Source organism: Protofrankia sp. CiP3 (genome assembly GCF_917627345.1).
Taxonomy (GTDB): Bacteria; Actinomycetota; Actinomycetes; order Frankiales; family Frankiaceae; genus Protofrankia.
Window position 1 is genome coordinate 1 of record NZ_CAKJTM010000004.1, and the last position, 14,764, is coordinate 14,764.

General features: G+C 73.4%; 9 protein-coding genes and 1 pseudogene. 5 read left to right on the plus strand and 5 right to left on the minus strand.

All coding sequences use genetic code 11. The annotated features are described in order from the left end of the window. From MJ797_RS02250 to MJ797_RS02270, 5 genes and pseudogenes are all read left to right on the plus strand, one after another. On the plus strand, positions 1-197 hold a 197-nt coding region (locus tag MJ797_RS02250), incomplete at its 5' end, for a hypothetical protein (RefSeq protein WP_239331339.1). After that, on the plus strand, positions 194-3,592 hold the full coding sequence (locus MJ797_RS02255) for a hypothetical protein (protein WP_239331341.1): 3,399 nt from the start codon (positions 194-196) through the stop codon (positions 3,590-3,592). The genes MJ797_RS02250 and MJ797_RS02255, both read left to right, overlap by 4 nt. A gap of 75 nt (positions 3,593-3,667) precedes the next feature. After that, entirely contained in the window at positions 3,668-8,314 is a 4,647-nt protein-coding gene (locus MJ797_RS02260) for a hypothetical protein (protein WP_239331343.1), read from the plus strand. Continuing rightward, positions 8,314-10,236, plus strand: a complete 1,923-nt coding sequence (locus MJ797_RS02265; protein WP_239331345.1) for a hypothetical protein — start codon at positions 8,314-8,316, stop codon at positions 10,234-10,236. Before MJ797_RS02260 ends, MJ797_RS02265 begins: the two co-directional genes overlap by 1 nt. A gap of 176 nt (positions 10,237-10,412) precedes the next feature. Continuing rightward, positions 10,413-10,607, plus strand: a pseudogene (locus MJ797_RS02270) (IS256 family transposase); the annotation flags it as partial. A 54-nt stretch (positions 10,608-10,661) separates the two neighbouring features. Here MJ797_RS02270 and MJ797_RS02275 read toward each other — a convergent pair. From MJ797_RS02275 to nth, 5 genes are all read right to left on the minus strand, one after another. Then, a complete protein-coding gene (locus MJ797_RS02275; protein WP_239331347.1) occupies positions 10,662-11,156 on the minus strand; it encodes an NUDIX hydrolase in 495 nt (164 codons plus the stop codon). Between the two features lie 66 nt (positions 11,157-11,222). Next, entirely contained in the window at positions 11,223-12,572 is a 1,350-nt protein-coding gene (locus tag MJ797_RS02280; RefSeq protein ID WP_239331349.1) for a hypothetical protein, read from the minus strand. Further along, a complete protein-coding gene (locus MJ797_RS02285; RefSeq protein WP_239331351.1) occupies positions 12,569-12,994 on the minus strand; it encodes a hypothetical protein in 426 nt (141 codons plus the stop codon). The genes MJ797_RS02280 and MJ797_RS02285 overlap by 4 nt, the downstream gene beginning before the upstream one ends. Beyond that, positions 12,991-13,815, minus strand: coding sequence for a hypothetical protein (locus tag MJ797_RS02290; RefSeq protein ID WP_239331353.1), 825 nt, complete (start codon positions 13,813-13,815; stop codon positions 12,991-12,993). Before MJ797_RS02290 ends, MJ797_RS02285 begins: the two co-directional genes overlap by 4 nt. Next, positions 13,812-14,756 carry an endonuclease III gene (nth, locus tag MJ797_RS02295; RefSeq protein WP_239331355.1) on the minus strand — a complete coding sequence of 315 codons (945 nt, stop codon included), beginning with the start codon at positions 14,754-14,756 and terminating at the stop codon, positions 13,812-13,814. Before nth ends, MJ797_RS02290 begins: the two co-directional genes overlap by 4 nt. Positions 14,757-14,764: the final 8 nt, after the last annotated feature.

The window sequence follows — 14,764 nt, forward strand, 5'->3', positions numbered from 1 at the left end:
GCGCGGCGCTGCTCGCCGCGGGTGATCAGTTCGCCGCCGCGGTGTCGGCGACCGGGGACGCGGCCCTGGCCGCGGCGGGACCGGCCGCGGCCGGCGGGCATCCGGCCGTCACCCACCACCTGCTCGGCCAGCTCACGGCGCTGCTCCCGGACGTGGCCGCCGACCTGCAGCCAGCGCGCGCATGGGAGGTTCGATGACCAGCACCCAGTTCATCTCCTGGTCACGGCGGGGGGCCGGCGCCGGGCAGCCCGCCGGGCCACCGCAGGGGCCGGATCTCGGGTCGCCCACCCGCCGGTGGGTCCAGCCCGCGGCGGTCATCGTCACCGCGGTGCCGGCGAAGGGCAACCCGGCCGAAAGCCTCGTGACGTCCGCCCCGATGCAGCTGCTCGGCCCCGCGGACGCGGGCCGGCCGGCCCAGATCGTCCGGTGCGCCCCCCGGGACGGCGACCGACAGGCGGAGCCCAACTACCTGGCGCTGGTCGAGTTCGCCCACCCGGACCTGCCCTGGATGTTCAGCCCCGACCAGCACACCACCCCGCCACCCGGCGGGGTTCGTCCGTGGCTGCGGCTGCTCGTGCTGGAGGCGCCACCCGGGACGGTGCTCGCGGACCGGCTGGCCCGCTGGCCGCGCAGCCCCTATCCCGTGCTGGCCGACCCCGGGCCGTGGCCGGAAGAGCAGCGCAACGAGCTGTGGGCGTGGGCCCATGTCCAGGTGCAGACGGACTCCCCGGAGGCAGCCGACGCGATGCTGAGGACCCCGTCGCCGGAGTGGTCGCTCGTCCGGTCGCGGGTGCTCTGCCCGACGCGGCTGGCGCCCGACCGGGCCTACCTCGCCTGCCTCGTGCCGGCGTTCGAAGCCGGCCGGCTCGCCGGCCTCGGCCTGCCCGCCGACACCGGAGGCATGAGCCTCACCCACGACGGTGCCCCGCTGCCCGTCTACCACTCCTGGTCCTTCCAGACCGGGCCCGCCGGGGACTTCGAGACGCTGGCCCGCAAGCTCAACCCGCTGCCGGCGGCACTGGCCGCGACGATCGGGGTGCGCCAGGTCCATGTCGGGCTGCGCGCATCCAGACTGGCGGAGGACGACACGGGGTTCACCCCGGCGCCCTACCCGGTGGCCACGGCCATCACCCGCCTGGAGCACCCCGCGGCGCCCCCGGCGCCGGATGACCGGCCCGCGCCACCGGGCCTGCCGGCCAGCGGTCTGGAGCCCGGCGCGGCCGACCCGCAGGTCGCCGTCCTGCACCGCCGCCTCAAGCTGCTGCTCGACCCGGTCGCCGCCCAGGAGGACGATGTCCCGCTGGTCGGGCCGCCGCTGTACGGGCGCTGGCACGCGGAGGTGAACAGCCTCGACGGCACGCCCGGCGCCGCCGAGCTGGCCGCGGTCGAGGCGGGCACCAGCCAGACCTGGATCACCCAGCTCAACGCGGATCCGGCGATGCGGGCCGCGGCCGGGCTCGGTACCCGGATCGTTCAGCAGGACCAGGAAGAGCTGATGCGCGCGGCCTGGGAGCAGCTCGCCGACATCCTGGCCGCCAACCGGCGCATCCGCTGGGCGCACCTGTTCGCGCGGACCGGCGGTGCGCTGCACGCCCGGCTCGGCGCGCTGTCCACCGGATCGGCTCTGCGGGTGACCAACCCTGCCCTCGCGCGCCTCGTCATGGAAGCGGACGCGGCGAGCCGGGAGACCGTGTACGCCGGCCTGGCGGCCAGCACGCTCCCGCCATCAGTGGCTGACGTGGCGTTCACCCGTGGCACCCGGTACGCCGTCAAAGCCGCCAGCCGCGACGCCAGAAGCGAACAGCCCGGCGTCGAGCCAGGCCTGCCGCTGACCGCCGCGACCTGCGCCCAGCGCGCCGTCGCCGGGCTCAGCGACGGCGATCCGGGCATGTTGCCCGCCCGGTTCACCGGCCCACGGGCGGTACAGCCGGAGGTGCTCGCCGAACTGCTCAGCGACCCGCGGCTGGCGCGCGGCGTCACCGACCGGTTCGGCGCGGCCCCGGACCAGCGGCTCGCTCAGATCGCCGGGCTGCCCGCCGCGCTGGGCGCCTACGCCGCGCAGGTGGATGAGCAGCCGGCGGCCGCCGGCGCCGGGGCGCAGGTCCGGTTCGCCGCCGGATCGGAGATCGCGCAGCAGGTCCACGCGCTGATCACCGCTGCCGGGACGCTCGAGCGGCAGGGCCAGATCCAGCTGGGCCTCGAGACGCGGCACGACTTCGACGCCTTCACGCCGAGTCCTGGACAGGCCGCCGAGCTGTCCATCGACGCCTTCCAGCGCCTGGCGGCCGTAGCCCGTCAGGACGACGACGGGCACCTGCCGACCAGCCCCGCTCTCACCGCCGCTGGCCTGCGGATCCTCGTGCCAGCCCGGCCAGCCGGCCCGCTCGGCGCGCTGACCCGCGACGCCCATGTCGGAGACCAGCCAGCCCTCGTCCTCGCCACCGCCATGACGCTGCGAGACGTCGCCACCGACGCCCTGGGGCCGGTATCCGGGGCGCCGGCCACGACAGGCTCCCGGGTCCTGGCCCAGCTCCTGACCGGCGCGACCGACGCGGACAGCCATCTGCTCGCCGCCGCCGTGCCGGCGTTCGGCACCGAGATCACCCCGCAGGACGCCACGGCCGTCGGCCCGGCCCTGACCCGCTTCGAGCCTGCGCTGGCCGACCAGGCGGTACGCGCCCTGACGCCGGACCCGGCCTACCAGCGGCTGCTCGGCTACGCCCACGAATTCGTGGGCCCGCAGGTCCGCCGTCGACGAGACTCGCCGTTCCATCCGGCGATGGCCGCGCCGCGGTTCCCGGCCCCGATCATCGACCGGCTCAGCCGGCTCGACCGCCGGGAGTGGGTACTCGGCGGCGTCAACCAGATGCCCGCCAACTCGGTCGCCCTGCTGGCCCCCAACTGGCGGTTCATCGAGGCGCTGGCCGTCGGGCTGAACCACGAGCTCGCCCGCGAGCTGCTCTGGCGCGGGTACCCCACCGACCGGCGCGGGTCGAGTTTCCCCCGGTTCTGGCCGGGCGACGCGCCGGACCTGGCCGACCTCGACGGCTGGGCCGGCGACCTGGGCGACCACGCGCCGCCGGGCCGGGCGACCGTGATGACGATCCTGGTGATCAAGGGTGACCTGCTGCGCCGATACCCCACCACGATCATCGGCGCGGTCCGGGGCCGGCCCGGCCACGCCGACGGCCAGACCTCCTTCACCCCGGACGAGGGCGCCGGTGCCTACGCCGAGCAGCTGTTCCCGGCCCGGCCGCTGGGGGATGACGTCAGCTACACCGCGCTGCGGATCGACCCGCCGGAGCTGCGCCGGGAGGACCCCAAGGACTACCAGCACTGCTGGTACGTCTCCCTACGCCAGCCTGACGACGAGCCCCGCTTCGGGCTGGACGAGAAGCCCGACGTCGCCGCCGGCACGAACAAGGGTCTGGGGATCCAGCGGGTGGACGACTGGTCGTGGCAGGGCCGCGAGCAGGACACGCCGACGCTGCGGCCCGCCGATCTGGGCGCCGCCAATAGCGCCGTGGTCGCCGCCAACTGCCTCCAGCGGCCGTTCCTCGCGCTGCTGCGCGCGCCCGACTTCCTCCTATAACCCCAAGCCCACATAGCCCCCGAACCCACATAGCCCCAAGCCCACATAGCCCCGCAGTCCTGTAGGAGCGCCCACATGCCCGAACCACCCGCCGACCTGTGGGCCGGCCTCGACCCGACGCTGCCGATCGCCCTGCTCCCGGTCCGGCTGGAGACCCGGTTCGGCGACCGGCCGCTGCTCGGCGGCGACGGCACACCCACCCTGATGGACGACGGCACGCCGGCCCGCGTGCCTGTCCTGCGGGTGCGTGTCTACCCGGACGAACTGACCATCACCACAACCGCGATCAGGCTGACAGCCGCGCAGTGGGCCGCCGGCACCGAGTTCTGGGCGGCCCAGCGCGACCCGGCCGCGACGGCGGACCTCGTGGCAGCGGCCTGGGCACGCCTGGTCGGCCAGGTCGGGACGGCCCGTGCCGTCTGGGTGGCGCGGGAGACTCGTTCCGGCCCGCCCGCACCGCCTGACACCGACACCGGCCCGGCCGAGCGGCCAGCCACCGCCGTCCTGCTCCCGGACGGCTGGCTGCTGGCCGGCTGGCTGGGCGGGGCGCAGGTGCTCCACCACTACCTGCCCCGGCCGGCGGGTGACCTCCAGGTCGGCCCCTCCCGTGATATTCCCGCCTTCACGCCCGACGACCCCACGCTGGTGGCACCGGACGACCCGCTGCGCTGGGCGGTCGACTTCGACGCCGCCTGCCGGGCCGGGATGGCGGCAACCATCGATCTGGCCACCGCCGGACAGGTGCTGGGCCGCGCCCTGCCCCCGGTCGCCACCCGCGGGCTCGACACCCTCGTGGCCGTGGGCATACGGGAGCCCACCGCCGAGCGGACCCCCGACAGGGAGGCTGAGTCCCTGGCGGCGCTGCTCACCGGGCACGCGGACCGCGACACGCTCGCGCTGCTCGCCCCGGGGACGCCGACGAACAACCTGACCGATCGCCCGTCTGGCTACTCCAGCCGGCCCGACCCGTTCGCCAGCCTGTCCCGCCTGCTCGCGGACCCGGCGGCTGGCGGCGGAGCCGTCGACCCGGGCGCCGCGCTGAGCGGGCAGGCCGCCGACGGGGAGATCCTCGAAGCGGCGCTCGGCCTGCCCGCGGCGACCCTCGCCGCCACGCCCGGGGCGGCCGGACGGGAGCAGGCGCACGCGCGGGCGATGACCCGGGCACTGTTTCCCGTCATGCTCGGCGAAGTGATCGGCACGCTGGCCCGGCCGCAGACCCCCAGCCCGGGCCCAGCCGCCGCCGAGCGGTTCCTGGACAGCCTCGACCGGCTGCTGCCCTTCGCCGCGGAATACCAGGCCTCCTTCGTCCGGGGCCGCGGCCCGCTGCCCACGCTGCGGGTGGGCCGCCAGCCCTACGGCATCCTGCCGATCATCCCGCCTGGCCGCTGGGTCCGGCATCCCGCCGAGCCCGGCCTGCTCGACGATCTGAACCGGTTGATCGACACCCTCCGGCCGGCGTGGGCGCTCGCGACCCGCTGGCTGCCCCGGCTGCGTCCGGACAGCGACCCGGTCGCCCAGCTGGTCAGCATCCTCGGCACCGCGCCGGTGCCGCACCCCGGCAGCTACCGGATCCGCAGTGTCACCGGGCCGCTCGGGCAGGCGCTGCACCAGGTCGCCACCGGCATGCCGACGATCCACGACACGCTGGCCCATGACGTCGCGGCCAAGGCCGCCGCCTCGCCCGGACTGATCAAAAAGATCGCGAGCACCGCCTACCGGGAGACCATGCTGGCCGCGCTCTGCCCCGCATTGGCAGGCAGCCAGCTCGAGGGCCTCACCCTCGAGGGAGCCCGCCCCATGGCCGTGCCCGTCGCCCGCACCGATCCGGCTCGCACCGGCTGGGAGTCGCCGGCCAGGTACCTGGCGGAGCTGGCGAACCGGCGTTACTCCCTCGGCCTCATGCGGGCGTTCGCCGGCACGCCGCCCACCGATCTGCTGTACCTGCTGGTCGAGCACGCTCTGGCGCTGGCGGGCGAGCTGGACGCCATCCGGCTGGTGGGCGCCGTGTCGCCCGCGGGCAAGACCGCGGCCACCGCGGCGGTGGCGGTACCGGCCGAGCTCGCCGGCACCAAGCTCACCATCGCTACCGCGTCCCGGTTCGCCGTCACCCCGCTGGAACAGTTCCTGGGCCCGGCCGCGCCACCACCGCAGCCGGGACTGACGGTCGCTCACCTCGTCGACGACGAGATGCTGACGGGCAACGTGTTCGAGGGGCTCCACCTGCCGCGCCCGCACGTCGACGGCTTCCCCGGGACCGTGCGGGCCGTCGGTGAGCTGGCCGCCGCGCGCCTGGACGACGCCGGCTACACGCGGCTCGTCGGGGAGACCCTGGCCTGTGCCTCAACCCGGCTGGACGCCTGGATCACCTCCGTCGCCGCGCGGCGGCTGAGCACCCTGCGCCAGGCCAGGCCGGACGGTGTCCAGCTCGGCGCCTGGGGCGTGCTGGTCGACGTCCGGCCGCGGCCCGGCCGCCCCGTGCGGCTGCCACCCGCCGGCGCCGACCCGGATCTCGCCCTGCTGGCACCGGTGAACGGCGCGGGATACGTCCACGCTCCCTCCCTGGAGCAGGCGCGGACGGCCGGAGTGCTGCGGGCGGGCGAGTTCGCCCATGCCGGCGACTCCTCGGCGCTGCACAGCATCGACCTGCGCTCCCGCCAGGTCCGCGTCGCTTCGGACATTCTCGACGCGGTCGCGAACGGCCAGCCGCTGGGCGCCGTCCTCGGCTACCGGCTCGAGCGCGCGCTCGGCGACGCCGGGGCCCACAGTGATCTATATCGGCTGCGCGACGCCTACCCGCAGACCCGGATCGGCCAGCGGGACGACCAGCCCGGCGGCGATGCCGTCGTACCCGACGAGGTGGTCGACGGGCTCGCCGTGTGGCAGGACCGGGCGGCCAAGATCGTCAACCCGCCGCCCGCGGACCAGGCTGCCCTCGACTCGGCCCTGGACGACCTCGGGCGCGCCCTCGACGCCGTCGCCGACCTGGTGGTCGCCGAGGGCGTCCACCAGCTCACCTCCGGTCGGGCCGAGGCGGCCGGCGCCGGCTTCGCCGCGGCCGCGCTGGGCACCCAGCCCCCCGACATCACCGTGACCCGGCAGCCCCGCTCGGGCGTGACCGTCACCCATCGCACGGTGCTGCTGCTGGATGGCGAGTTGGGCAGCCCCGGCTGGAACGCCACCACCCCCCGCGCGTTGCTCGCCCCAGCCGCCGAACGGTGGGCCCAGGGCGTGCTGGGCGCGGCGGGCGGCTGGCAGATCCCGGTCGGCGCGGCCACCGTCGGTCTGGACGCCCTGGCTGTCGCCGCCCTGGACGTCGTCGCCGAGGCGGTGGACACCGGCGGGCACCGTCCGCTGGCGGACCGGCTGCGCGCGGCGGCCGGCGAGCCCGAGGCCACGCTGCTGGCCGAAGCCGACGGCGTTCCCACCAGCTACGGCCGGCTCCTCGCGCTTGCCGAGCTCGCCGGCACGGTCCTGGCGGCGGCCCGGCCGGCCCGCCAGACTGACCTGACGCCGCCGCCGGGACCGCTCCCACCTGGGGCGGCGCCCGAACCGGCGCCGCCCGGCGCCTCCCCGGACGCCCTGCGGGACCTGGCCCGTACGGTGTCTGACGTCCTGGACGCTCTTGAGCTGGGCAGCCGGGCCGTCCTCACGGCGCTCACCCCCGCCGATGGGCCGGCCCCGCCGGACGAGCGCGCCGCCGATCGCGAGCTGCTGGTGCCGTTCACCCCGCTGGCGCTGCCGGGGTCGCTGCCGCCGGCCGGCACCGCGCCTACCGTGCGCGATGTGCTGACCGCCGCGGTCGCGGCGTCCGCGCTGGTCCGGGACGCCGACCGGCTCGTCACCGACGCTCTCGCCGCGGCCGGGCCGCAGCCGGGCGCACCGGCGGCGGGCGCCGCGGCGTCCCGACCGGAAAGGCTGGACGCGCTGCTCGCCACGGGCAGCGACCCGCTCGGCGTGCTGGCCGCCGTGGCCCGCCTGATCGGCGGTGCGGCGGTCGTTGTCACCCCGGCCGCGCCGCACCAGCTGGCTGACAGCGTGGTGCCGCAGGTGCCCGTGGCCGCCCTGGAGCGCTGGCTCACCCGGATGGGGCGGGTCCGGGACACCGTCGCCACCTACGACGACATCCGGCTGGCCGTCGAGGCCGGCGACGGCGGCCCCGGCCCGTTGCACGCGGCACAACTTCCCCTGGACGCCCAGGACGGCTGGCTGGGAGACGATCTCCCCGACCTGCCCGCGGCCGGCAACGACGGGGTACGACGGGTCCGCAACCCGCTGCGCCGCCTGGCGATGCCCGACGGGCCCCGCGTCCACCTTCTGCTGGCCGGCGGCATCGATGCCCTCGCGCGCGCCACGCTGCACGCGCTCGTGCTCGACGAGGTGACCGAGGTGCTGCCCGCGCCGACCGCGACCACCGGTGTCGCGCTGCACTACGACGCGCCGAACAGCGCCCCGCCCCAGGCGGTGCTGCTGGCGGTGCACCCGGATCCCGCCCAGCCGTGGAGCTGGCAGCTGCTCGTCGAGACCGCCGCCGAGGCGCTGACCCTCAGCGTGCTGCGCGGCGTCGATCTGGACGATCTCACCTCCTCGGGGGTGGACCAGCTGGTACCGCTCACCTACGTCCGCGACGGCCTCGCCGATGCAGGCCCGCTGAGCGACCTGGTCAGCCGACTGATCTGGGCGAAAGACACGATCAAGGCCAACCGAGTGCTGGAGGTGCACTGATGGCGGCCCTGCCGATCGCGACCTGGGCGCGGATCGAAGCGCATGCCCGAACCACCGACCTCGACACCGGCCTCGCCGCCGAGGTCGCGGACCCGCTGTGGATGCTGCTGCGCCAGTACCAGCTGGGCGAGCTCACCGGGGACGACGGCGGGGCTCCCGTCGCCGTCGACGTGCAGGTCAGCTGGTCCAGGCTGACCAGATACCGGCCCCAAGGACGCCGCGGCACCATCGGGGACCCGTTGCCGGCGGCGGACAGCGAGCTCATCGTGGGCGAGGACCTGCCGCCGCTGGAGGCGACGGTCACCGGCGAGCCGGCGTTCCGGTTGCCGAGCGCCGGGCGGGACCCACGCGACCGGCCCTGGGCAGCCGCGCTGCGGGCGGGCCGCGCGCTGGCTCGGGCGCTGGCCGGTCAGGGGCTCGGCGCGGTCGCCACCACCCTTGCCGCGGACCCGCGGACCCGGTTTGACCCGCCACCCGCGACCGGAGCGGAGGGCGACACCGAACGGCGTCACCGGGCACTGCTCGCGGCCGCCACACCGGGCGTGCGCCCGAGCATCGACGGCGCCGCCGTCCTGAGCCTGCTGGAGCCCGACGGCCGGCTGCCAGCGGACCTGCTGGCACCGGCCGACCCAGAGGTCGTAGCTCCGGTCCTGTTGTCCTGGCAGGCGGAGATGGGCCGTGAGTGGGGAATCTCCAGCAATGCCGACCCGCTCCCGCCGGCCTGGGTCGCCGACCGGCTCGAATACGCCTTCGCGCTCGCCGCGCCCGCCCTGCCTCCGGTCACCGACGCCCCGCCGGGGCAGGAGATCCCCCCCGGGGAGATCCAGCTCGGCGCTTCGGAGTACGACGGGCGCGGGCTCGAGTGGTACAGCCTCGACCTGGCCGGCGGTCCGCCGCTGGGCGCGGCGGCCGACACCGCCCTCGACACGCCGCTGGACGCCCCACCCGACGGCCTGCCGCCCGCAGCCTCGGACGACGCACGCCGCATCCGCGGCCGTCGGCGGGCCACCGCACTACCGGCCGCGCTGACCTACCCGGGCATGCCCAGCGCCCGGTTCTGGGAGATGGAAGACGCCGCCGTGGCGCTGGGCCGGGTCGGTGCCGGCGCCACCGATCTGGTGCGTATGCTCGCCGTGGATTTCGCGGTCGTCTACAGCCCCGACTGGTTCCTGGCCCCGGTCGAGGTCCCGGTGGGCTCGGTCAGCCGCGTCGACTGGGTCGTCGTCCGCGACACCTTCGGGGTCGCCACTCTCGTCGGCACTGGCCAGCCCGGCCCCGGCACGGTCGGCCGGCAGTTTCAGCCGTCCGCTCCCGCGGACGCCGGCGGCGACGCCGAGCCGCTGCTCGTCGTGCTCCCGGCGGCGCTCGGCGCGCTGGCCTCACCGCCGCGGGAGGACATCGCCCTGCAACGGGACGAAATGGCCAACCTCGCTTGGGCGATCGAGCGGACCGTGCTCGGGCCGACCGGACGCGGCGTCCCGAGGCCCTGGTCGAAGCGGGACTTCGCGCCGCCGGCCGCGCCGCCGGATGGCCACGACGCCGTCTGGCGGCTGTCCACCCCCGTTGCCGCCGCGTGGACACCCCTGGTCCCCGTCCGGCTGCCCGACCCCGCCGACCCCGGGCAGCAGCCACCCAGCGGGCCGCGGGTGCTGCGCGCGGGCCAGCTGGAGGACACCGCCACCGCGACCGTACGCGGCGCGGCCAGCCTCATCCTGGCTGACCTGCGGGACCCGGCGGGCGGTGGGCGACATGCCGACCTGCGCGAGGAAGAAGTCACCCGCGCCGGGATCCAGGTACAGATCATCGAGCACCTCGCCCGAGGAACGGACGGGCGGCTGTTCAGCTGGCGCGGACGCCAGAAGCGTCCGTGGCGCGGGGAGGTCTCCTCCGGCCTCCGCTACGACGCAACCACCGAAAGATAATCTTTGGTTCCACCCAATTCAGGCGGCGACGCTCTGGGCGCCCACAAACAACAGCGCAACTATTACGTGACACTCTGTGCATAGATGCTGGTAGGGGAGACACCAGATGACCAGCATGACGACAGATGCGGTAGCGGAGACCATCGCGGGCGAACCAGCAGCCGCCAGCGCCCAAAGCGACACTCCGCCGCTCGCTGAAGGCCCGCGGCCACTTCCCGAACGAGCAGGCCGCCCTCAAACACCTCTACCTCACGATCATCATCCTCGACCCGACCGGACAGGGACGCCAGAAGTGGATGATCCGCTGGAAGGCGCCACTGAACGCCTTCGACCTGGCCTTCGACGGACGCCTGTCCGCCGGCCGCACATAGCCGTCACCCCCGGTGACCGCCGTAGCGGTCCCCAAGTAGCACCAACATCAACCGTTACACCGGAAAGCTGACAGTCCTGCGGCGCGCGAGGTTGATGTTTGCTTGGTCGAGGGCCTTGTCGATCGTGTCTTGTGGGATCGCGGCGACGCCCGCGTCGGCAAGCATTTGTTGGACGGCGGGGTGGAGCGGTAGGTCCTCGGGCCGAGCCTGACGGGTGTCATTGACACCGTGGCCGGTGAAACCTCCTGGGATGACGCCGATATCGCGTGAGATGAAGCCGAACATGATGAGGTGGTAGCGCCCGCCCGGCCAGGTACCGCGGAGTTCGTAGACGCCAAGCGGGTCGATCTCGCGGACGATGCAGCCGGATTCCTCGTGGACTTCCCGGCGTGCGGCCTCGGCGAGGGACTCGCCAAACTCGACCTTCCCACCTGGTAGGAGCCAGCTCCCTGCGTAGGGTCCGCGGGCTTGGCGGACGAAGGTGACCGTGTCGCCGGGGCCGGGGACCACGGTGGTGACACCGGTGATGACCCGGTCGAATCCGGACATCAATACACTGTCCTTTCCCGTTGAAGACGGCTGTGGCTTGGCCTGGTACTCGCGATGGGTCGCCAGTCAGGGTTTGTGTCTGACGAGAACCGTATCGGGCGGGTCGGACGCACGCGGTGTCAGCCCGCCGGCAGGGCGCCAGTCGGGACAGCCGGGAGGAAAGGACTGCTCCTGGGTGGCGAGGCCTGGGTGGGCGGCGACGGCGTCGCGGAGGAAAGACAGCTTGGAGTAGGAGCCTCGGTCGGTGGCGAGGCCCCGCTTGACGAAGAACGTCTCCAGCCAGTCGCCGAGCCTGTCCAGTTCGACGAGTACGGCCGGCTCGTCGGGTGAGAGGACTGTTCTGCTGCGCCGGTATTCGAGTTCGCATTGGACGAGGGCGAGGTCGGGTCGGGCAAGCAGGGTGACGCGATCGAAGAGGGCAGCGTAGAGGTGGCCGGAGGCGATGGATTCAAGGTTGACGTCGTAACGGACTCGGCGGAAAGGAGGCAGCGGCCGGCTGGTCAGACCGAGGACGCCGGAAAGGTAGTCAACGAATGGCGTGTCGATGGTGACGCCGTGGGTATGGTGTTCGCCCCGATCAAAACCGTCGACGGTGAAACGCTTTTGTTTGACGATGTATGTGTCGTCGGCGGTCGGGATGAAGGAGACATAGCCGCGCTCGCCTGGAGGTGCGACAGTTTCAAAGACGTGGTTGTGATAATCCCACATTTGGAAGGTGTCTCGGTACTCGGGGACGAAACCGGGCGGCGGTGATTGTTGGAGGTGGGTGTGCAGGTCGGTCGCCGGAGTCCATATCTCGGTGGTGGGATCGAGGGTGTACTTGTATTCGATCTCGCGGCTAGGGAAGGCTTTCTGGAAGGCGGCGGCATGGCTGTTGAGGAACTGGGCGTGCTGCGCGTGGAGAGCGACCGCTTCAGGAAGCCAGCCGAGGCTGGTCACGGTACTGGCGACTGGGTCGGCGGTGGTCCGCAGGAAGCAGGCGTCGTCGAGGTGGAGCCGGACGCGGCTGTAGATGTGGACGCCGCGAGGGTGCTCCGTGAGACAGAACAAGGGGACTAAATGTTCTGCTGGAGCGTTGGACAGATGCTGATGGAGGCGTGCGACCGCAGGCGCGGGGCGCAGCGCCTGGTAGATAGGGTCGAGATCGTGCGGGGCCGCGGAAGCGCGGCGACTGTCGTCGGCGGTTCGGGCCTCAATGGTGGTAGCGGTCGTGTCGTCCCAGGCGAGGACGATTGTGTTGACCGGGTCTGCCGGGCTCCGTTCGTGGAGGCGGGCGAGAACGATGACGTCGGCCGCTGCCAATGAGCTGCCGGTCAGGATGTGGTGTGGGCCGAGGCAGAGCACGATGGTGCCGCCCTCGACCCGTGTGGTCTGTCGGGCTGGCGGCTGGGGCGGCTGCCTGACGGGCGCGCTCATCGCGGGCTTGCCGTTCCGGAGGCCGTGGTTGGGCGGTAGGTGATCCCGCCGCCGAGGAGGCCGTCTTCGAGGACTGTGCAGGTGATTTCCCGCTGATCGCCATGGCGGTCGATGACGAGCTGGGTGATGGCGCAGGAAAGCTGTTCGCAGCTTTGGGTGCCGAAATCGAGGAGCCGCCCGTCGCCGGTCTCACGGTGGGAGGTGGCGAGCGAGGTCCAGGCGTGATTGAACCAGCGGGCGAGGGTGTTGATTTCGATATCGCGGTCGTCGTGGAAGACCTGGACGCGGACGACGGCGACGAAGGTGTGCCGGTGCGGGTCGCGAAGGTAGTGCTCGTGCGGTGGCGCCTCGGGCCAGTGGTGTAGCCCTTCGCACCGGCTGGTGATCTCGACGAACGTCGTCGTGTGGGTAAGCACGGTCATCGCGTGGCCTCCACGGGTCGTCGGGTGCTGTGTCCGGCGGCTTCGAGGACGAGGCTGGCAAGCCGCTCGGCGTCGGTGAGTTGCTCGTCGGTGAGCTGGCGGTGGGTGAGGTCGGGTGGGGCGGATGCCTCCCGCGCTGCCCTGCCGGTCGTCTCGTCGACGGGTATGCCACTGGCGGCGTACCAGTAAGCGAAGGAGGAGTCGTTGGAGCGGACGGCCTCGTGGCCTCGTCGGCGGTGTTCCCGCAGTTCCCAGGGCAGGCTCCGGTCGCCGCCGAGCAGGTGTAGATGCGGGCCGCCGCGGGCGGCAAGTTCAGCGACGCAGGCGAGACGGGCTTCGGCGACCGGCCGGCCCCAGCAGCGGGGTACGGACAGCTTGCTCAGCCCGATCAGGTCGATGCCGGGGAGCGCGGCGAGGGCGTCGTAGCTGGTCAGCCACTCGGCCCGTGTCGTGCCTTGGGGCACGGCCATGAACCGGCTGGGCTGGTAGCGCGCGTCGGCGGCCTCGGTGAGGAACCGGCTGGTGGCGGCGAGGGTGGCGGGACCGTCGTAGAGGACGTCCTGGCAGATCACGTCGCTTGCGCCGACCATTGCCGCGGCGGTCAGGACGTCGGTCGCGGGAAGTCCGCGCCCGCTGGTGGCGGCCAGTTCGTAGGCGCTGTTGTCGAGGATGACCCGTCCGTCGACGGCAGAGCGGGCGGCGTGGTAGGCGGTGTAGGCAGGATCAGTCAGGACGAGGTGCGTGAGCGCCATGTCGATCGTGCCGCGGCCGGATAACCGGGTCAGGATTCCGACACTGGCGATGATCGCTACGTCGATCACCGGGGGGCTCCGGCGGATTGCCTGGTGGCCTGGGTCGCGTGGGGGCAGTGGGGTCGCAGGAAGCAGGCGCCGCATCGCGGCGCGGCGGCGGTGCAGGTGGAGCGGCCGACGAGCAGGAACAGGAAGTGCGCGGGCGCGAGGTCGGGACCGTAGTCCAGCAGGCTGGCGATGATGGCGTTGCGGGTCGTCGTGGTGAGCCTGCCGTCGTGGCGGGCCAGGCCGAGGCGGTCTGCGACGCGGAAAAGGTGGGTGTCGACCGGCAGAGTGGTGCGGGTGCCGGCCGCGAAGACGAGGACGCAGGCGGCGGTCTTGTGGGCGACGCCGGGCAGGGCTTCCAAGTAGGCCAGGGCCTGCTCGGTAGGTGCCTCACGGACGGTCTTGTCGAACACGTCGGGCCCGTCGTCGAGAATGCGGGCGATGGTGGCGGCGAGTCGTGGCGCCTTGTAGGGGCCGGCGGAGCGGATGAGCCGCGTCAGCGTGTCCAGGTCGAGGCTCGCCAGCCGCGTTGGGGCGATGCCGCCGGCCGCAGCTGCGAGGCCGGGAAAGACGGCGCGCACAGTCTCCCCGGAGCGGTTCTGCGACAGCACGGTGAGCACGAGCGCCTCGAACGGGTCGGCGCGCATCAGGATGACCCCGGCGTACTGCTGGCGTAGAGCGAGCAGGACAGGGTGGGTGCGAAGGACAAGGTCGGCGACGATCGCCGGGAACATGGCCGGGAGCAGCCCACGCAGCGCCGCGTCGCGGGCCGGGTCGGTGTCGTAGGCGAAATGTAGAGCCTTGTCCCCTTCACGGACCTCGACGGGGACGGCGTGCCCGTCGACGTAGACGGTGCGGCTGTAGCCGGCGGTGGTCGGCTGCCAGGCCAGCGCCGGGATCTGGATGTCCATGGTCGCGGCCAGGTCGGGTTGGCGCGAGAGGTAGATGGTCAGGGCGGGTCGCACAGGCCCGT